This is a genomic window from Campylobacteraceae bacterium (assembly GCA_013215945.1).
GTDB lineage: Bacteria > Campylobacterota > Campylobacteria > Campylobacterales > Arcobacteraceae > NORP36.
This window is the reverse complement of record JABSOM010000010.1, coordinates 93422-111890: the sequence shown is the minus strand read 5'-3', so window position 1 is coordinate 111890 and position 18469 is coordinate 93422. Positions and strand designations below refer to the sequence as shown.

Here is an 18469-nt window from a genome sequence, read left to right as displayed (position 1 = left end):
TTAATATTTATGTATTTAAATACGTATATTGAGATTTAATACGTATAACTATTGCACTTACAGCTATTTTGTATACTTGTATTAATAAATATTGTAGCTAAATTTTTTAATTATGAGTAAAAAGATACGTATTATTATTTGTTTAAGTATAAGTATATAAGAAAAAAATCTTATATACTTATTTTTTTGAGAAAATACTTTCTGCCCATTCAGTAATTGGACCTCTTAGTACTTTTTTTAGTCTTATTGCAAAAATATTAACCAAAGATGAGTCAATTTTTGTTGATTTTAGTAGGGTTGTTAAAGCATTAGTATGTTTATTAACATAAAAGTTGTCAATTTGTTTATTCGATCCTAAAACTACAACTTTACAAGTGCTGTCTATTCGTGATAAAACCATTTGCATAGTTTTATTTGACATATTTTGCGCTTCATCTATAATTACAAAAGCGTTTGATAAGGTTCTTCCTCTCATCTCTCCTACCCACATCGTTTCTATGGAATAGTTTTGAATTAAGAGTTCAACTCTTTGCTGCACTTCTTTATCTTCTAAATCTTCAAAACTGTCTTTTTTATTTGCTCTTCTTTTTTTGTGCTCACTTCTAATCATATAATCAAGTGAATCCATTAAAGGATGATTATAAATAGCAAATTTTTCTTCCAGACCTGGTAAATAACCTACATCTTCACCCTTATCTAAGGATTCGATAGAGTTTCTTATGTAAATTACTTTTTGTTTATTTTTTTGTTTGATTAATTTTAAGGCACCTGAGAGCGCGAGTAATGTTTTTCCCGAACCAGCCTTAGCTTCTACAATTATAACATTGTAGTGGTGGCTTAAAATAGCATTACAGAAGAGTAATTGTTCTGTATTTAAAGGCGTAACAATTTGATTTCTCACTTCTTCTTCATTTAGTACTTGAATTTTTTTATTTTCAATGCTAGCTAAAATCATTTGATCTGAATCTTTGACTTTAAAACAGTAAGAAAAATTAAATATTTCATAGTTTTTGTCAATTTCTTCTATATTTTTATTGTCTAAGTGTTCTATTTCACTAAAATTTATTTCAATTTGTTTGATAAATTCATAAGAGAATTTTTCACTGCTAGTTCCTAGAAGTGAATCTACTTTAAGATCCAGAGATAAAGCTCTGGTTCTAGCCATAATATCAAGTGATAAAAATTTTATTTTTTTGTCATAAAATGTATTACAAAAACTTGCAATTTCAAGTATTTTTCTATCATTTATTATATTTAAAGAAGTATTTTTAGAATCAAGATCATATGATTCTTTAGAAATAATATCAATAGTTGATACACTTAAGTCACTTATTTCTAAACGAATGATTTTATAGCCATCAATACTTTGTGATTTTAACACTTTCGCATTTTCTAAAATTCGTGCAAATTCTCTTGCTTGATAATTTATCTCATCAAAACCAGATTTTTTACTGTCTATTTCGTCTAAAACAGTTTCTGGAAGAATAATGAGATTTTTATTTTCATCCGATATCTTATAAATATTTTTTGCGTCTTCTAATAAAATATTTGTATCTAAAACATAATACTTATCAAAGTTCATTCTTATCCTTTTTTGTCATAATTTTATATATAGTAAAAACAAAGAGTAGTATTATCAAACTTGTAAATAGTATTGATACACTTTTTACAATTACATAGGTCACAATTAAAATGGCTAAAGCTGTAGGTAATTCATTATAGGCTCTAAAAAATTTTGAACTTTTATTACAGGTATTATTTTCTAATTGTTTTCTGTAATAATTTAGTGAAAGTGAATACATAATCATTAGTATTACCGTGATTAGTTTTGCGTATAACCAAGGTCCTGTATTAAATAAGTCTGGGTGCATAATAAGCATTGTAAGGCCTGAAATTATGGCTGCATACATCGCTGGGTTACCAATATATGCGTAGAGTTTATATTCTTGTATTTTTACAATTTTTACAAATTCTTGACTTTCTTTATTTTCAACATGATAAACAAATAATCTTGGCAAATAAAATAGCATTGACATCCAAGACATAAAAGCAACAATATGAAAACTTAATATCCATGTATAGTATTCCATTTAGTCCTCGTTCTTAATTTTTTTTAGCCATTCATTAAGTGTTTTTTCAAAACCTATATTTTTGCTCTTATATAATTCTATCGTTTTTTCTAAGTATTCTTGTTTAACATATCCCCCATAATCATGGGGATATTTATATCCTAAGTGCAAGGAGTTTAAGTGAGTAGGGATGTTTAGGATGTTTCCCTTTTTTACTTCTTCAAGTGCTTTATTAATTCCTAAATAAGAGGAATTTGATTTGGGACAAGAGGCTAAATATATAGCACATTGACCTAAAATAATACGAGATTCTGGATAACCAATTTTATTAACACTTAACATAGTGCTTACCGCTAAATTAAGTGCATTGGGGTTTGCATTTCCAATATCTTCGCTGGCAAAAATAACCAATCGTCTAACAATGAAATCAACCGATTCTCCACCTTCTATCAAACGAGCTAAATAATATAACGAAGCATCAACATCTGAGCCTCTTAAAGATTTAATCATAGCTGAAGCCAAATCATAATGTGAATTAGAGCTTGATACACCATCTCCTATTACATTTTGACGCAATTCTTTTAAAATTTCTAGAGTAATATTTCCTTCAACTTTATAGGCAAAATCGATTAAATTAAGCATAGCTCTTGCATCACCAGAAGAGGTATTAATTAAGTACTCTTTTTCATCAGGTTTTAATATACAGTCCAGCTCTTTTTGTGCATATACAAGTATATCTTCAAGTTCTTCTTTATTAAGGGCTAAAAACTCGAATAAAAAGGATCGTGAACGTATTGCCGAGGTTAAAGTAAAAAAAGGATTTTCAGTTGAAGCGCCTATGATTATTGCTGAATAATTTTCCATTATTGGCAATAAAACTTCTTGTTGCACTTTGTTTAAACGATGCACTTCATCAATAAAAATAAGGGGTTTTATAAGGGAGTTTTTATAACGATCAAAAACTTTTCTAAGATCATCAATTTTTAGACCTGTAGCATTAAAATAATAATAATCTGTGTCAATTTCTTTTGCAATAATTTTGGCTAGAGTAGTTTTTCCAGTACCTGGTTTCCCATGAAAAAATAAGTGAGGAATTTCTTTTTTTTTAATAAGTTTGTATAAAACTTTTGATTTTGAAATAATATGGCTTTGACCAACAAAGTTTTCTAAATTTGTTGGTCTAAGAATATTGGCCAGTTTATCCATTGTCTTTTAAATATGATCGTAAATTTTTATATTCGTCTTTACTTAAAAATCTGCTTTTTCCTGTAGGTAGATTATTTAGTGATACTCCACCATAATCAACACGTTTTAAATCCATAATATCTAAAGAAAAATGTGCAAAAAATCTTCTTAACTCTCTGTTTTTTCCTTCAGTAATGATAACTTTCAATTTTGAGAATTTATCACCATTGGTTAAAATCTGATAAGCCGCAAAAGGCTTAAAATTCATAGAAACTATTTTTGAATGAGCATGGCCACCAATTTTTGCATCTTCTAATTCTAAACCTTCTTGCATTGCCATTTCAAGCGTTTTACTAATAGGTCCATCAACTTTAATTTTATACGTTCGCTCTAAAGGTGAGTGCATTAGTCCATTTACAATATCAATTGAATCAGATAATAATAGTACTCCTTCTGAAGAATAATCCAATCTTCCAACAGGTCTGAAGTGTAAATATTTTTTACCTAAAGTATCATAAATGATTCTTCTTCCTCTGGGGTCATTCTTAGTTACTAATTCACCTTTTGGTTTATTATATACAATTACCGTATAGGTTTTATCATCATCAATTTTAATGATTTTATTATCAATCATAACTAAATCATTTCTGGGATCAACTTGTGTTGCTAAGTTATCAATAACTTTTTTATTGATTTTTACACGGCCTTCTGCTATTACTTTATCTGCTTCTCTTCTTGAGAACTTTGAGTTATGTGAGATAAATTTATTAAGTCTAACTAAATCGTTTTGTTTGTTTTCCATATTATTTCCTATTTTATTCCAGCTTCAATAAGATCATGAATATGCAATACACCTAATAGTTTCTTATTTTCATCTTCTACTATTAGTACTTGTATTTTAAAGTTTTCTATAATCTCTAAAGCATCACTTGCCAATAAATTCTTATTTTGAATTGTTTTTGGGTTTTTTGTTGCAATTGATTCAACAGAACAGTTAAGTGAAAAATTATCTTTCATTAATGCTCTTCTTAAATCTCCATCACTTAATAATGCTATCACTTTTTTATCATCATCAAGTATTAAAACAGAACCTATTCTGCCTTCACTCATTTTTACTATTGCATCTTTTAATTTGGTTTCACGTGAAACTATTGGTAAAGAATCTTTTCTTAATAAGTCAGATACTTTAACAAAAAGTTGTTTTCCAAGTGAACCCCCTGGGTGAAAAGATGCAAAATCTTCTTTTTTAAACTTTCTTTTTTCCATTAAACAAACAGCTAATACATCACCCATTGCCATTGTTAAGGTGGTGGAAGAAGTAGGGGCTATATTTAAAGGACAGGCTTCTTTTGTAATACTTATATTAAAAAAGATGTCTGAATGTTTTCCAAGGGTTGACTTAATATCTTTGGCCATTGAAATCAATGGTATATCAAAACGTTTTAAATGTGGAAGTAAACGAATCAACTCTTCACTTTCTCCTGAATAAGACAAAGCCAGAACTACATCACCTTTGGAAATCATTCCTAAATCCCCATGCATTGCTTCAGTAGGGTGTAAAAAGAATGAAGATGTACCAGTACTAGCTAGAGTAGCAGCTATTTTAGCTCCTACTAAACCAGACTTTCCAACACCAGTAATAATTAATTTTCCTGATGTTTGTACAATTAAATCAACTGCTTTTTCTAAGGCTATTTCATCCAGATTTAAAGCAGCTAATTCTAACTCTTTTGCTTCTGTTAATAAAACATCTCTTGCAATTGATTTATAATTCATTCTTTTCCTTCTTTATTGTACTAATAATGTAGGTACAATCATTGGGTATTTTTTGTATTTTCTAATACAATGTTTTCTTACTACTTTTCTTATTTCATCTTCAAACATTCTATTATTAGCAAAAATACTTTCTTTTGCATTACTTAAGAACAGTTCTAATAAGTCTTCAATTTCTTTTGCAAAAAATCTGTCTTGTTTATTTGAAACCAAACCAAAAGAGGCAACTCTCATTTTTCCTTCTAGTTTTCTCTCATTTGCATTGATTTGAGCTACTAACATTACAATACCTTCATTGGCCATTGTTTGTCTGTCAATTACAATATCTTCTGCAATTCTGTGGTTCATTTGATTATCAATATATGTTTTACCAGATTTGATTGTTTTGATTTTTTTCATGTATTTAGGAGTAATTTCAATTTGTTCTCCTGCATTCATTACATACATATTTCGCTCTAAAACACCACAATCAATTCCTGTTCTTCCATGTTTTAAAGCATGATTGTATTCACCATGAACTGGTAAAAAGAATTTAGGTTTAACTAAACGTAACATTAATTTTTGTTCTTCTTGCGCAGCATGTCCTGATACGTGTAAATCCGGATAATCATGATATGCAACAACGGCACCCGCTTTTAAGATGTTATTAACTAAACCAGATACACTTGCTTCATTTCCAGGAATGGCTTTTGACGACAGTACAATTGTATCTTCTGGTTTGATTTTAATATGTCTGTGTTCATGAATAGACATTCTAAACAATGCAGACATTGGTTCACCTTGTGATCCTGTTGTTACGATTAATACTTCATCATCTGTATATTTATTAACTTCATATGCATCAATGAATTTATCTTTTGGAAATTTTACATATCCAAGTCCAAGTGCTAAGTCTAAGTTTTTCTCCATAGATCTACCAATAACACAGACTTTTCTTCCTGCTGCAATTCCACGTACTATTGCTTGTGAAACACGGTGAATATTTGATGAGAAAGTAGACATAATAACTCTACCTTTTGCATTTGCAAAAATTTTATCAAAAGTAGGTCCAACTGTTTTTTCTGTTCTTGTAAATCCTGGAGAGTGAGAATTTGTTGAATCAGATGTTAATAACATAACACCAGCTTCTCCATAATGTGCAAGTCTATGAAGATCAGTAGGGTAACCATCAACAGGAGTATGATCTATTTTAAAATCACCAGTATGAATCATTGTTCCTGCATCTGTAATAATAGCAATTGCAGATGAATCAATAATTGAGTGAGTAACATGCATCCATTCAACTTCAAAATCTTCAGAAATTCTAATAGGTCTTCTTTTTTCAATACATCTAAATAAAGCTCTGTGTTGTCTCATTCTATGTTCATCAAATTTTGAACCAATCATTTCTAAAGGTAAAGCAGTTCCGAAAATTGGCCATTGCATTTCTTTAAATAAATAAGGTATAGCTCCAATATGATCTTCATGTCCATGAGTAATAATAACAGCTACAATTTTATGTTTGATTTCTCTAAGATAAGTAAAATCTGGAATTAAAATATCAACACCATGCATTGTTTCATCTGGAAAGTTCATTCCAACATCAACAATAATTGCTTCTTTTTCAGTTTCAATGATCATCATGTTTCCACCAATTTCACCTAAACCACCTAAAGGAGTAACTTTAATTTTAGCTGTTGTTCCTAAGTTTAGTTTATTGTGTGGATTTAATCTGTCTTTTTGAACACGCTCATTTATATTAAAACCTTTTTGTAAATCACTGGTCCAACCCTCACCCGTTGTAACTTTGATTTTAGGTTTTACTCCACCTTGATTGTTTCTACCACGTGGACCATTTGCTGGTTTTTTATTGTGATTGTGAACAGGTTTTTTATTGTGATTGTGAACAGGTTTTTTTGCAGGAGCTTTTTGAGCTTCTTGCGTATTTTCTGTTTTAGCTTCACTTGTAACTTCTGTTTTTGAAGCTACTTTTGTTGCAGGTACTTGTTTTTGTTCTTTTTCTACTGAACCAATTTCTGCACTAATTTCCGTAACATTATTGTTTTCTTCCATAATTATCTACCTTTTTGTACATTTGGCTATACAAAAATGCATCAATTTCATGAGGGCGAACATTATCATGAATATTAAGTTCTTCAAAAATTTTATTTACTGTATCTCTAGGGATAATTGAAGATATATTCCTCGAAAGTTTTTTTCTTGGCTGTACAAAACAGGCTTTTAAAAACTTCTTGAATCCAGGTTCAATACTCTTTAATGAGTCTTTTTTTATATATAAAATTGATGACATTACCTTAGGTGCAGGTTCAAATGAAGTGGGAGGTACATCAAAAAGTATCTTCGCTTCAAGTGATAAAAGTTTGGTTATAACAGATAAGGAAGAAAATGTTTTTTCTTTCACTTCTGCTGCAAACTTTAGTGCAACTTCTTTTTGGATCATAACTATAATATGTTCACAGTTATCATCTTCCAAGGCTCTTAAAATAATATTCGTTGCGATATAATAAGGCAAATTTGCTATCATATCGTACTTACTCTCAAATAATGTTCCTTGGTCATCCCAAGCCTCTAAAACATCTGTGTGAATCAGTTCTAGTTTGTTATCATCTATTTGTACAGCAAATTTTGTTCGTAGAATTTTGATTAAATCATTATCTACCTCATAAGCTCTCACATTTTTGTACTTGACTAATTTTTGTGTCAAATCACCTAAGCCAGGCCCGATTTCAATTAGCTTGTTTTTGTTGTAGGGCATCGATTCGATGATTCTTAATAAAATGCTTTCGTCTTTCAGAAAGTTCTGTCCGTATCTTTTTTTTGCTTTAATTTTTTCCATAAGCAAAGAGTATAGCTTCTTTTAACTTACAATTAGATAATATCAACAAAATATGTCGTAAAGGATATAAATTGAGCACATTTGCTAAGAGAATAATACCTTGCCTGGACGTAAAAGACGGACGCGTAGTTAAGGGTGTAAATTTTGTAGGTTTAAGAGATGCAGGGGATCCTGTTGAAGTTGCTAAGAGATATAACAATGAAGGTGCAGATGAAATCACTTTTTTGGATATTACAGCATCTGTTGAAAACAGAGATACAATTGTTGATATTGTAAGAGATGTTGCAAAAGAAGTTTTCATTCCTTTAACAGTAGGTGGAGGTATTAGAAAACTCGATGATATTTATAAACTACTAAATGTAGGTTGTGATAAAGTTTCTATTAATTCTAGTGCTGTAAGTAATCCAGACTTTATTAATGAAGCATCAAAACGATTTGGCTCTCAATGTATTGTAGTTGCAATTGATGTTAAAAAAGTTGCAGATGGTTCTTATCATGTTTTTGTTAAAGGTGGACGTGAAGATACAGGTCTTGATGCTCTGGTTTGGGCTAAAGAAGTTTATAACAGAGGTGCAGGAGAGATACTTTTAACTTCTATGGATACAGATGGGGCTAAAACTGGTTATGAACTTAATATCACTTCAGCTATATCTTCTTTATTGGATATTCCTGTAATTGCCTCAGGTGGGGCTGGAACAATGGGTCATATTAAAGAAGCTTTTGATTGCGGAGCAAGTGCAGCATTAGCAGCATCAATCTTTCATTTTAAAGAAATTGATATTATGGATTTAAAAAGATATTTGGATAGCAATGGCATTGCTGTAAGGTTATAAATGAAAAAGCATTATTTATTATTTACTTGTTTGCCTCTAAGCCTTTTCTCCTATGAAGTTGAATTTGAAAAAAGATTTGTTAAAGAACTGAAACCAGATACTTTATCTACGCAGATTGAAATTACTACCAAAAGTAATTCTATTATAACTGTATCAAAGATATTAAATAGATTTAGTAAAGAAATAAAGTCTAATAATCATGTTGATATTTATTTTAAAAACTATCTCGTATATCCTTTATATAAGAAGGATACAAATAATCTTCCTAAAATAATTTCTTATCTTGGTAAACTACAGTATAAAGTTTCAAGCAACAGTGCTTCAAGTTTGAATTCTTTCATATACAGTATTAATCAATTAAAAGAAAAGAGACAGACTTCTGTAGAACTTTCTTCTTTATCCTGGAAAATTAAAAAATCTTCTGAAGAAAGTGCTTATGAATTACTTCGTTTTCAAGCAATTAAATGGGGGAATACTTACGCTAAAAATTTATCAGTATCTTTAAATACCCAATGTAAAATCAAAGCAATAAAAATTAAGTTAAATTCAAATAAAGCTGATTCATCATTCACTTCTTTTGATAAACATGATGGTTTTATTCTTCCTACTTTTGCTTTGGAAAACTTAGCTTTGGATGCTTTATATTCTTTGGATTGTAAGTGATAGTTTGTGCTGGAAGAAAAGAAACTTTTGAATTTGCCAAAATTATTGGCGTAGGGTTAATTGAATCTGCTATTAATCTTACTGAGATTTGTTTGGAGAATAAGCCCAAAAATATACTTTTTATAGGCACAGCAGGTTCTTATGGTGAGTACAATATATTTGATATTATTGAGTCAAGAAGCGCAGCTAATATTGAATTGTCTTTTTTACGTAAGGACTCTTATACCCCTTTAAATACTCTTATAGAATCTCAAAATAAAATTGTAAAAAATGATACTATTGTTAACTCTAGTAATTACATTTCTACAAACAAAAATCTTACAGCTACTTTTTTAGAAGAAGGAATTGGAATAGAAAATATGGAGTTTTTTGCTGTTCTTGAAGTAGCAAAAAAGTTTAATATTCCAGCTGCTGGAATCTTCATTGTTTCTAACTATACCAATAAAGATGCGCATAAAACCTTCTTGAAGAATCATCACTTAGCAATGTCTAAACTAAGTTCTTATGTCTTAAATAAAGATCTTATCTAAACAATAACTACTTGATAAATGAGCTAGTATTGTTTATTTATCAACTTCTATCTATTTTACATTTTTTAATAAAATGCCTCTATACCGCTATGTAAGGATAAGATATGTACTTTATCTACTTGATATAGGATTGATGTTTCACGTGAAACAATATTAGTCCTTATTTTCTAACACACAAACTTAATAGGTAAAAGCAAAAATTTTTTAAAGAAGAATATATATATTAAAATAAATTCATTAAGCTTTAAAATATGATTCTATAAGTAAATCCATATTCCTCTTTTCGATTTATTGTTCATGTATAAAATGAAACATTGGCTTGAAAAAAGAGTTTTGAAATTTGTAAAATAATAGTAAATAAAATAGATCAAAATATTACAAATAATGTTAAAATACAAAATAATATAGACAAAGGATAATGTTGAAATCAATTTATGATTACACCTTAGAAGAATTAAAAGAAGAAGTGAAACCTTCATTTAGAGCCAAACAAATTTATGATTGGATCTATAAAAAATACGTAACTTCTTACGACGATATGAAGAACATACCTCAAGATTTAAAAGACAACTTGATATCAAATAATTATGATATTTCTATCTTAGAGCAAGTACGAAAAGAAGAAAGCACAGATGGTAGTATTAAGTATTTATTTAAATTAAGAGATGGACATACTATTGAAGCTGTTCTTTTATTGATGAAAAAAAAGAAGATTAATGAAGAAGGAATTGTTGAGAGAAGTGAAAAATATACTGTATGTATTTCTTCTCAAGTTGGCTGTAAAATAGGCTGTACTTTTTGTCTAACGGCAAAAGGTGGTTTCGTAAGAAACTTAACAGTAGGAGAATACATTGCACAAATTGTTCATTTAAAAAGAGACAATAATATTGCAGCTAATAAAGCAGTAAATATTGTTTATATGGGAATGGGTGAACCTCTTGATAATTATAAAAACTTTGTACAAGCTGTAAAAATATTTTCTGAAGAAGATGGTTTATCAATTGCAAGGAGAAGACAAACGGTATCAACTTCTGGTATTTCATCTAAGATAATTAAACTTGGGGAAGCAGATTTAGGTATTCAGTTGGCAATTTCATTGCATGCTGTTGATGATAAATTAAGATCAGAGCTAATTCCTATGAATAAAGCTTATAATATTCAATCTATTATTGATGCGGTAAAAGCTTTTCCTGTTGATGCCAGAAAAAAAGTTATGTTTGAATACTTAGTAATAAAAGATAAAAATGACTCTTTAGCAGATGCAGCTAAATTAATCAAATTACTTGATGGTATAAAAGCCAAGGTAAACTTGATTTACTTTAATCCTTATCCTGGAACCCCTTACAAAAGACCAAGTGTTGAGACAATGGAGAGCTTCAAAAACTTTTTAATATCAAAAGGTCAATTAAGTACTATTAGAGAATCAAAAGGTTTAGATATCTCTGCTGCTTGTGGACAGTTAAAAGAAAAAGACGCTAGCAATTTTGAAGAAGTTAATAAGACTAATAAAATTAAGGGAAAATAAATGGCAATAACACGATTTGCACCAAGTCCTACTGGATATTTACATATAGGTGGATTAAGAACAGCATTATATGCTTATCTTTGGGCACGAAAAACTAAGGGTGAATTCAAATTAAGAATTGAAGATACAGATACAGCAAGAAATAATGAAGAAGCAATGAAGGCCATTATTGAAGCTTTTGCCTGGGTTGGTTTATCTTATGATGGAGAAGTTGAATATCAATCAAAACGTCTTGATATATATAATAAATACATCAAACAACTTCTTGATGAAGGAAAAGCATATAAGTGTTATATGAGCAGAGATGAACTTGATGCTTTACGTGAAGATCAAATGAGTAAAAAACAAACACCAAGATATGATGGAAGATACAGAGATTTTACAGGAACTCCCCCAGAAGGAGTTACTCCAGTTATTAGAATTAAAGCCCCATTAGAAGGTGTGATTAATTTTGAAGATGGTGTTAAATCATCTATGAGTTTTCAAGCTTCTGAAGTAGATGATTTTGTAATTGCAAGATCAAATGGTATGCCTACCTATAATTTTGTTGTTGCTATTGATGATGCATTAATGAAAATGACAGATGTTATTAGAGGCGATGACCATTTAACAAATACGCCAAAACAAATTGTAATTTACAATGCTTTGGGTTTTTCTATTCCTAAATTTTATCATGTTCCTATGATTAATAATCCTGCTGGAAAAAAACTCTCTAAAAGAGATGGGGCGATGGATGTTATGGAATACAAAAGATTGGGATATTTACCAGAAGCACTATTGAACTTTTTGGTAAGACTTGGTTGGTCAAATGGAGATCAAGAAATATTTTCAATGGATGAAATGTTAGAATTATTTGATCCCAATACAATTAATAAATCTGCTTCTGCATACAATGAAGAAAAACTTTTATGGTTAAATTCACACTATATAAAAAATGCAACAAATGAAAGACTAATAAAAGAGCTTAAATTTTTTGATTGTGATTTAAGTTCTTATGATAAAAAAGATATGATTTTGGATTTATCAAAAGAGCGAGCAAATACGCTGGTAGAATTAAAAGCATCTGTTAATAAAATTTTGCTTGTTCCCGCTTCGTATGAGAAAAAAGGAAGCAAAAAATTTGTGAAAGAAAATACTTTAGATATTTTAAAATCATATATCTCTTTGTTAGAATCAAAAAAAGATACTTTATTAGTGGCAGATGATTACGAGTTAATTACAAAACCATTTATTGAAGAAAATGAATTAAAATTTCCTCAAATCTTTCAACCTATTCGCATTGCACTTACGGGAGTAACACAAGCCCCTTCTGTTTATGACATAATGGCTGTTTTAGGATGGCAAGAAACTATTAAAAGATTTTCTACTGCTATTGCTAAAAATTTCAACAAAGATGTAGAAAACTAATCTATTTGTTATATTTTTTTTGCTAGTATAATTCTATATACTAAAAAGGAAATATAACATGAATATTTATGTAGGGAACTTGTCGTATAAAATGGACAGTAAAGATTTAGAAGAAGTTTTTGCTAAATTTGGAGCTGTAAAAAATTCTACTATTATTTCAGACAGAGAAACTGGAAGATCTAAAGGTTTTGGATTTATAGAAATGGAAACATCTCTCGCAGGAAACGAAGCAATTGAAGCTTTAAATGGAAATGAATGTGATGGAAGAACATTAAGAGTCAATGAAGCAAAACCAAGAGAAGAAAAACCAGGTCAATCTTACTAGTTTAAAAGAGAACTAAATCTTTAGTTTTCTTTTCATTAAATAATAATTATAATTATTTAATGAAAAGATATTACCCTCAATTTATAAAATACTCATAAACGAATTTTAAATGCCCTTAAAGACAAAAAGTAACTATCTGAAGGCAAAGTACTCTTTTTATAATTTAATTAGAAGGTATAAGAGAGAAATCATTCAAAATCACTATTCTTTTTCATACTTTTCCAAATATCATAAACATCATCTTTCCAAAAACTTTGAAAATAAGCGATTACATTTTTAATATCATTTTTATTTAGTTCTTTTTCAAAAGCAGGCATTTTCCCATTATAAAGTTTGCCTCCTTTAGTAATGATTTCTGCTAAAGTATTATAATCATGATGCCAAGTATGAGCTTGCCCATTTAAAGGAGGAGGGGGATAAAACCCATCTTTATTTGTTTTTTTCCATAATCTAGTACCACTTGCATCCTCTTTATGACAGCTGGCACAATTTGTTAAAAAAATACTTTTTCCCTTATTTACATTTGATTCATTAAACCAGCGCTTATCATAAGCACTTGGAGTTAGGTAAATATAATTTAATAAAAAAAGCAGAAGAAAAAAAACAAGAAGTAAAATAATCTTTTTCATTTAATGTTTTTCGTAAATACTACTTGTTCCCTTTTTGTTTATTGATAAAATATTATAAGGTTTTTTAATATCTTTGTATTCCATTCCTGGACTTCCCACAACCATACCTGGAACACTTAATCCTGCAATATTACTTGGTTTTTCGCTTAAAAGTTTTTTAATTGCTGAATAATTTACATGACCTTCAATATAATAGCCATCTACAATTGCTGTGTGACAAGAAGCATGTTCGTTTTTAATATTAAGTTTATTTTTTATTTCATTCATTTCTTCTGTTTTAATAACCGTAATATCAAAACCCTTTTTTTCCATAATTTTTGTCCATTCTGTGCAACATCCACAAAAAGGAGATTTATAAACAGTCATCTTTTTGCCTTCAATTGCGAAAACATTACTTGCTAAAAGAGTAAGTATTAAGAGAGATTTTTTTAATATTGGTAATTTTATATTTATCATTTTTGTCCTTTTAGCCTTAATTGTAGCAGTTTTTTGTGCAAGTTATGTGGAGAGTAAATATATCTTCTACTAATAAACTTATGATATAATTTTTCAAGGAAAAAGTATGAAAATATTATTATTAGAAGATGATCCTATGTTAAATGAGATTATAGAAGAACATTTATTAAAAAATAATTATGAAGTAATAAGTGTATTTAATGGTGCCGATGCTGAAAGTCTTTTGTATTCCCAGACCTTTGATTTGCTTCTTTTTGATGTGAATGTTCCTAGTATTAATGGTTTTACTTTATTAAAAGACTTACGTGAAAAATCTATACTAACTCCAGCTATTTTCATTACATCCCTAGATATGCTTAGTGATGTTGAAAAAGGTTTTGAAGCAGGTTGTGATGATTACATTAAAAAACCCTTTGATTTAAAAGAATTGGATTTAAGAATAAACAATCTGATAAGACTTTTTAATATTAGTAACAAAGAAATAGAGATTGCAAAAGATTTATTTTTTGATAAAAAAAGATTAGTAATAAAAAAAGACAATAAAAAAATAAAAATATCTCAAAAAGAAGCAGATGTTTTAGACTATTTAATACGTAATAAAAACAAAATGCTTTCCGTTGAGAATATCTGTTTAAATGTTTGGGCTTATGAAGAAGCACCTCTTGGTTCAACAATAAGAACCTATATTAAAAATTTAAGAAAGATTCTTGGTGCAGATCATATTATAAACATAAGAGGACTTGGCTATCAATTTAATTAGCGGTGAAAAAAAAGCACTCTTAAGGTTTTTATTTTTATATTTAGGATCTTCTTTTATTTTAATACTTATTATTGCTTTTTTTTATTATGAAAATGAAAAAAAACTCTATGCTGATTTAATTAAATCAAATATGAATTATGAGGTTTCTTTATTGTCTTCAAAAATAATTTATGCACATATGACAAACAATGATTTTGATCCATCTATTTTATTAGCAAACAAAAAATACAAAATGGCTTTGTACAATGTAAATAAAGAAAAAATTCTTGGTAATCTTGTACATAAAATTGATTTTGATCTAAGTTTTCGTAAACATGGTAATAACTACGTACTTACTGATGATTCAGCGCTAGGACATTTAGGCGTATATTATATTACTCTTGAAGAACATTCTTATACGAATAAAGTAGAACATTTACAAATAGAAATCTTTATTTTCTTTTCAAGTATTTATTTTTTTGTTACTTTGTTAGCATTTTATTTAGCAAAACTTTTTATTGCACCTATTAAAGAAGAGAGAATAAAACTTAATAATTTTATCAAAGACAGTACTCATGAATTAAATACTCCTCTTACTGCAATTTTAATGTCCATTCAAAATGATAATCTAAGCACAAAACAAATCCAAAGAATACGTATTAGTGCAAAAAGAATTTCAGATATTTATAAAGATTTGCGTTACTTATTTTTAGAAAATAACAAGGAAAAAAAAGACTCAATTGATTTAGACTTAGATTTATCTTTATTAATAAAAGAGCAAGTAGAATCTTTATCTCCTCAAATAAAACAAAAAAAGATAAATATTATTTTAGATTTGCAAAGTACTTTGTATAAAATCAAACAAGAAGACTTTGAAAGGCTGTTCTTAAACTTATTAAATAATGCTATCAAATACAATAAAATAGATGGGAAAATAAGTATTTTTTTAAAAAACAATACTCTAAGTATAGAAGATTCAGGTATTGGAATTAACAAAGATAAAATCAAAGATATTTTTAAACGTTACTACAGAGCAACGAGTGAACAGGGTGGTTTTGGAATTGGTTTAAGTATAGTTGAGCGCATTTGTGAAGAATATAATATTAATATTCAAGTAAAATCAGAAGAAAAAATAGGAACAACCTTCACTTTAAAATTATAAAAAATAATTATTCTACTTATTCTAAAATAATGCAAAAAAAGATTCTTTACACTCTCTACACAAAAAATATATAAAATCATTTCATCAAAACCTTAGGAGTTAATATGAATAAAGTACTTGGGATTTTAGGATCATTATGTGTTGTGGGGACCATGGCATTAAATGCCAGTGTTCACAAATTAGATTTTGCACACAGCAATGTTGGTTTTTCGATTAAACATTTAATGATTAGTAATGTTAAAGGAAATTTTAAAACATATGAAGCTGCTATTGATTTTGATTACAAAACAAAATCTTTTAATACTTTTAATGCAACAGTTGATTTAGCATCAGTAAACACTCAAAACGAAAAAAGAGATAAACATTTAAGAAGTAAAGACTTTTTTCAAGCCAATATGTATCCAAAAATGACTTTTAAAATGGCTGAATACAAAAAAATGAGTGATAATCATGGTGTTATGACGGGTGAATTAAAAATTAAAAATATAAGTAAAGTTGTTCAATTTGATGTTGAAGACTTAGGTGTTATAAAAGATTTTAAGGGAAATAACAGAGTTGGTTTTACTTTAGTAAGCAAGATTAATCGGGCAGATTTTGGGCTTACATGGAACAAAGCTTTAGAATTTGGTGGATTTGCTGTAGGTGAAAAAGTAAAAATTACTATTGATGTAGAAGCAATAGAAAAATAAGTATATTAAAGGGAGAAACAATGAAAAAATTAATGATGGTAGTAACACTAGGTCTTGCGTTTGTAATAGCAGGTTGTGCTAATAAAGCGGACAATATGGATGATGGTATGATGAAAAACGAAAGTACTATGATGAAGAAAGAAAGTACAATGATGAAAAAAGATGGAATGATGAAAGATGATGAAGCCATGATGAAAAAGAAAAAAATGGATTCTATGTAAATTCTTATTTTATTGCCGTAAACATAAGAATATTACATTAAAAAAGAAGAGCATAATAATGCTCTTCTTTTTTCATTAATTACACAGAGTTTTTAATTTCTTTTTGGTATAAATAAAGGTAAAAATAGCAGCTGAATAAATCATTACAAGTATTCCTACCCATAAATAAATAAAATCAAGTTCTAAATAAATTACAATAATATAAGCTACCAACAGTTTTGCAATAATTTGTCTGTATAAAGCTATATAAAATATCATTTTAGGTTGTTTAATGGCTTGCAAGGTAGAAATAGAAATAAACAAAATAATATAAGCATAAAAAATCCATACTTCAATAAGTATATAATCATAACCATAGGCAATTACTTCTGGATTGTCATCAAACTGAGAAATAATCAATTTTCCAAATATATACAAAAAAGCTATTCCAAATGTAGAAATAACAGAACCATAAATAAAAGCTTTTTTAACAATTAAATATACTCTGTCATATTTTTTTGCCCCATAATTATTAGCAACAAGCGTTAAAACAGCAGTACTTAATCCAAGGGCTGGAAGTAACATTAACTGTTCAACTCTAAAACCTATTCCATAACCAGCAACTGCATTTACTCCATAAGATGCTACAAAATACATCAGAATTAAAGATCCAAAAGCCATAATTAACATATTTAAAGATGATGCTGTTCCTTGTTGAATAAAATCAAGATATATTTTTTTATGAGGCAAAAAATATTCAAGTTTATTAAAATGAATAAGTTTTGTATCTAATACTTTTTTAAATAAATAAAGATTATTAAAGAATTGAATTAAAACCGTTGATAATGCAAGTCCTGCAATACCCATAGGTGGAATAAATAAAAACCCATAAATAAACAAAGGATTTAGGATTAAATTGGCAAAAAAACCAAAAATCAAAGAGTTTCTATACGATTTTGTATCTCCACGTGCTACTAAAATAGCATTTAAAGCAAAATTGATCATAAAAAAGATCGTACCATATAGAATAACATCTATATAAGCATAAGCATCACTTAAATACTCATCTTTAGCCCCTAAAACCTCAAACATATAAGGCGATATTATAAAGCCTACAACAGTAAGTATAAGGCTTAATATGATAAAAAACATAATACCTTTATGGGCATAGATGGAAGCCAGATGATTTTTCTTTTTCCCAAAAGCATTTCCAATTAAAGCAGTAATAGCAGATGAAAATCCATATCCTAAACCAATGATGACAAAAAATATCATAAAAGATAAAGTAAGTGCAGAAATAGCTTGGGTAGAAATAAGTCCTGCATAAAAAGTATCGACAACATTGTACATAGTATTAAAAAACATTCCAGTAGATGCAGGAATGGCTATTTGTTTTAAGAGGGATGGAATATCATCTTTGAGTAAATATTCATTTGACATATTTTCTC

The 18469-nt window shown here is 28.5% G+C and carries 20 protein-coding genes; 10 read left to right on the top strand and 10 right to left on the bottom strand.

Annotation, left to right across the window (positions count from 1 at the left end):
- Positions 1–178: 178 nt before the first annotated feature.
- Genes HRT41_11535 through rsmA form a run of 7 tightly spaced genes read right to left on the bottom strand, consistent with a single transcriptional unit; the run spans position 179 to position 7863 of the window.
- A complete protein-coding gene (locus HRT41_11535; protein NQY24652.1) occupies positions 179–1582 on the bottom strand; it encodes a PhoH family protein in 1404 nt (467 codons plus the stop codon).
- Positions 1572–2090 carry a protoporphyrinogen oxidase HemJ gene (gene hemJ, locus HRT41_11530; GenBank protein ID NQY24651.1) on the bottom strand — a complete coding sequence of 173 codons (519 nt, stop codon included), beginning with the start codon at positions 2088–2090 and terminating at the stop codon, positions 1572–1574. Before hemJ ends, HRT41_11535 begins: the two co-directional genes overlap by 11 nt.
- On the bottom strand, positions 2091–3275 hold the full coding sequence (locus HRT41_11525; GenBank protein NQY24650.1) for a replication-associated recombination protein A: 1185 nt from the start codon (positions 3273–3275) through the stop codon (positions 2091–2093).
- On the bottom strand, positions 3268–4056 hold the full coding sequence (locus HRT41_11520) for an rRNA pseudouridine synthase (protein NQY24649.1): 789 nt from the start codon (positions 4054–4056) through the stop codon (positions 3268–3270). Before HRT41_11520 ends, HRT41_11525 begins: the two co-directional genes overlap by 8 nt.
- 8 nt (positions 4057–4064) lie before the next feature.
- Positions 4065–5030, bottom strand: coding sequence for a KpsF/GutQ family sugar-phosphate isomerase (locus tag HRT41_11515; protein ID NQY24648.1), 966 nt, complete (start codon positions 5028–5030; stop codon positions 4065–4067).
- 12 nt (positions 5031–5042) lie between these two features.
- Entirely contained in the window at positions 5043–7079 is a 2037-nt protein-coding gene (locus HRT41_11510; protein NQY24647.1) for a ribonuclease J, read from the bottom strand.
- A complete protein-coding gene (gene rsmA / locus HRT41_11505; GenBank protein NQY24646.1) occupies positions 7063–7863 on the bottom strand; it encodes a 16S rRNA (adenine(1518)-N(6)/adenine(1519)-N(6))-dimethyltransferase RsmA in 801 nt (266 codons plus the stop codon). Before rsmA ends, HRT41_11510 begins: the two co-directional genes overlap by 17 nt.
- A gap of 71 nt (positions 7864–7934) precedes the next feature.
- Between rsmA and hisF the strand changes: the two genes are divergently transcribed.
- From hisF to HRT41_11475, 6 genes are all read left to right on the top strand, one after another.
- Positions 7935–8696, top strand: coding sequence for an imidazole glycerol phosphate synthase subunit HisF (gene hisF / locus HRT41_11500; GenBank protein NQY24645.1), 762 nt, complete (start codon positions 7935–7937; stop codon positions 8694–8696).
- Positions 8697–9359, top strand: a complete 663-nt coding sequence (locus tag HRT41_11495; GenBank protein ID NQY24644.1) for a hypothetical protein — start codon at positions 8697–8699, stop codon at positions 9357–9359. It abuts the gene before it with no gap.
- Positions 9356–9889, top strand: a complete 534-nt coding sequence (locus HRT41_11490; protein ID NQY24643.1) for a purine-nucleoside phosphorylase — start codon at positions 9356–9358, stop codon at positions 9887–9889. Before HRT41_11495 ends, HRT41_11490 begins: the two co-directional genes overlap by 4 nt.
- 418 nt (positions 9890–10307) lie before the next feature.
- Positions 10308–11414 carry a 23S rRNA (adenine(2503)-C(2))-methyltransferase RlmN gene (gene rlmN / locus HRT41_11485; protein NQY24642.1) on the top strand — a complete coding sequence of 369 codons (1107 nt, stop codon included), beginning with the start codon at positions 10308–10310 and terminating at the stop codon, positions 11412–11414.
- Entirely contained in the window at positions 11415–12821 is a 1407-nt protein-coding gene (locus tag HRT41_11480; protein NQY24641.1) for a glutamate--tRNA ligase, read from the top strand.
- A gap of 58 nt (positions 12822–12879) precedes the next feature.
- On the top strand, positions 12880–13146 hold the full coding sequence (locus HRT41_11475) for an RNA-binding protein (protein ID NQY24640.1): 267 nt from the start codon (positions 12880–12882) through the stop codon (positions 13144–13146).
- A gap of 188 nt (positions 13147–13334) precedes the next feature.
- Here the strand turns inward: HRT41_11475 and HRT41_11470 are convergent, their stop codons facing one another.
- Both HRT41_11470 and HRT41_11465 read right to left on the bottom strand, forming a co-directional pair.
- On the bottom strand, positions 13335–13775 hold the full coding sequence (locus tag HRT41_11470) for a cytochrome c (protein NQY24639.1): 441 nt from the start codon (positions 13773–13775) through the stop codon (positions 13335–13337).
- The gene (locus HRT41_11465) at positions 13776–14231 is read right to left on the bottom strand and encodes a DUF411 domain-containing protein (GenBank protein ID NQY24638.1); all 456 of its coding nucleotides are present in this window, start codon (positions 14229–14231) and stop codon (positions 13776–13778) included.
- 106 nt (positions 14232–14337) lie between these two features.
- Here HRT41_11465 and HRT41_11460 point away from each other — a divergent pair, with 106 nt between their 5' ends.
- From HRT41_11460 to HRT41_11445, 4 genes are all read left to right on the top strand, one after another.
- Positions 14338–14991, top strand: coding sequence for a response regulator transcription factor (locus tag HRT41_11460; GenBank protein NQY24637.1), 654 nt, complete (start codon positions 14338–14340; stop codon positions 14989–14991).
- Entirely contained in the window at positions 14972–16132 is a 1161-nt protein-coding gene (locus tag HRT41_11455; protein ID NQY24636.1) for a HAMP domain-containing histidine kinase, read from the top strand. The genes HRT41_11460 and HRT41_11455 overlap by 20 nt, the downstream gene beginning before the upstream one ends.
- A gap of 104 nt (positions 16133–16236) precedes the next feature.
- Entirely contained in the window at positions 16237–16821 is a 585-nt protein-coding gene (locus tag HRT41_11450; GenBank protein ID NQY24635.1) for a polyisoprenoid-binding protein, read from the top strand.
- Between the two features lie 20 nt (positions 16822–16841).
- The gene (locus HRT41_11445; protein NQY24634.1) at positions 16842–17042 is read left to right on the top strand and encodes a hypothetical protein; all 201 of its coding nucleotides are present in this window, start codon (positions 16842–16844) and stop codon (positions 17040–17042) included.
- 75 nt (positions 17043–17117) lie between these two features.
- On the opposite strand, the gene HRT41_11440 is transcribed toward HRT41_11445, so the two are convergent.
- Positions 17118–18461, bottom strand: a complete 1344-nt coding sequence (locus HRT41_11440) for an MATE family efflux transporter (protein NQY24633.1) — start codon at positions 18459–18461, stop codon at positions 17118–17120.
- Between the last annotated feature and the right edge of the window lie 8 nt (positions 18462–18469).

What these genes read in the sequence shown, in the direction of transcription:
- HRT41_11535 (NQY24652.1), bottom strand. Translation starts at nt 1,582, where the DNA reads ATGAACTTTGATAAGTATTATGTTTTAGATACAAATATTTTATTAGAA.
- HRT41_11525 (NQY24650.1), bottom strand. Translation starts at nt 3,275, where the DNA reads ATGGATAAACTGGCCAATATTCTTAGACCAACAAATTTAGAAAACTTT.
- HRT41_11440 (NQY24633.1), bottom strand. Translation starts at nt 18,461, where the DNA reads ATGTCAAATGAATATTTACTCAAAGATGATATTCCATCCCTCTTAAAA.
- HRT41_11450 (NQY24635.1), top strand. Translation starts at nt 16,237, where the DNA reads ATGAATAAAGTACTTGGGATTTTAGGATCATTATGTGTTGTGGGGACC.
- HRT41_11465 (NQY24638.1), bottom strand. Translation starts at nt 14,231, where the DNA reads ATGATAAATATAAAATTACCAATATTAAAAAAATCTCTCTTAATACTT.
- rsmA (NQY24646.1), bottom strand. Translation starts at nt 7,863, where the DNA reads ATGGAAAAAATTAAAGCAAAAAAAAGATACGGACAGAACTTTCTGAAA.
- hemJ (NQY24651.1), bottom strand. Translation starts at nt 2,090, where the DNA reads ATGGAATACTATACATGGATATTAAGTTTTCATATTGTTGCTTTTATG.
- HRT41_11470 (NQY24639.1), bottom strand. Translation starts at nt 13,775, where the DNA reads ATGAAAAAGATTATTTTACTTCTTGTTTTTTTTCTTCTGCTTTTTTTA.
- HRT41_11475 (NQY24640.1), top strand. Translation starts at nt 12,880, where the DNA reads ATGAATATTTATGTAGGGAACTTGTCGTATAAAATGGACAGTAAAGAT.
- HRT41_11460 (NQY24637.1), top strand. Translation starts at nt 14,338, where the DNA reads ATGAAAATATTATTATTAGAAGATGATCCTATGTTAAATGAGATTATA.
- HRT41_11515 (NQY24648.1), bottom strand. Translation starts at nt 5,030, where the DNA reads ATGAATTATAAATCAATTGCAAGAGATGTTTTATTAACAGAAGCAAAA.
- rlmN (NQY24642.1), top strand. Translation starts at nt 10,308, where the DNA reads ATGTTGAAATCAATTTATGATTACACCTTAGAAGAATTAAAAGAAGAA.
- HRT41_11520 (NQY24649.1), bottom strand. Translation starts at nt 4,056, where the DNA reads ATGGAAAACAAACAAAACGATTTAGTTAGACTTAATAAATTTATCTCA.
- HRT41_11480 (NQY24641.1), top strand. Translation starts at nt 11,415, where the DNA reads ATGGCAATAACACGATTTGCACCAAGTCCTACTGGATATTTACATATA.
- HRT41_11445 (NQY24634.1), top strand. Translation starts at nt 16,842, where the DNA reads ATGAAAAAATTAATGATGGTAGTAACACTAGGTCTTGCGTTTGTAATA.
- HRT41_11495 (NQY24644.1), top strand. Translation starts at nt 8,697, where the DNA reads ATGAAAAAGCATTATTTATTATTTACTTGTTTGCCTCTAAGCCTTTTC.
- HRT41_11510 (NQY24647.1), bottom strand. Translation starts at nt 7,079, where the DNA reads ATGGAAGAAAACAATAATGTTACGGAAATTAGTGCAGAAATTGGTTCA.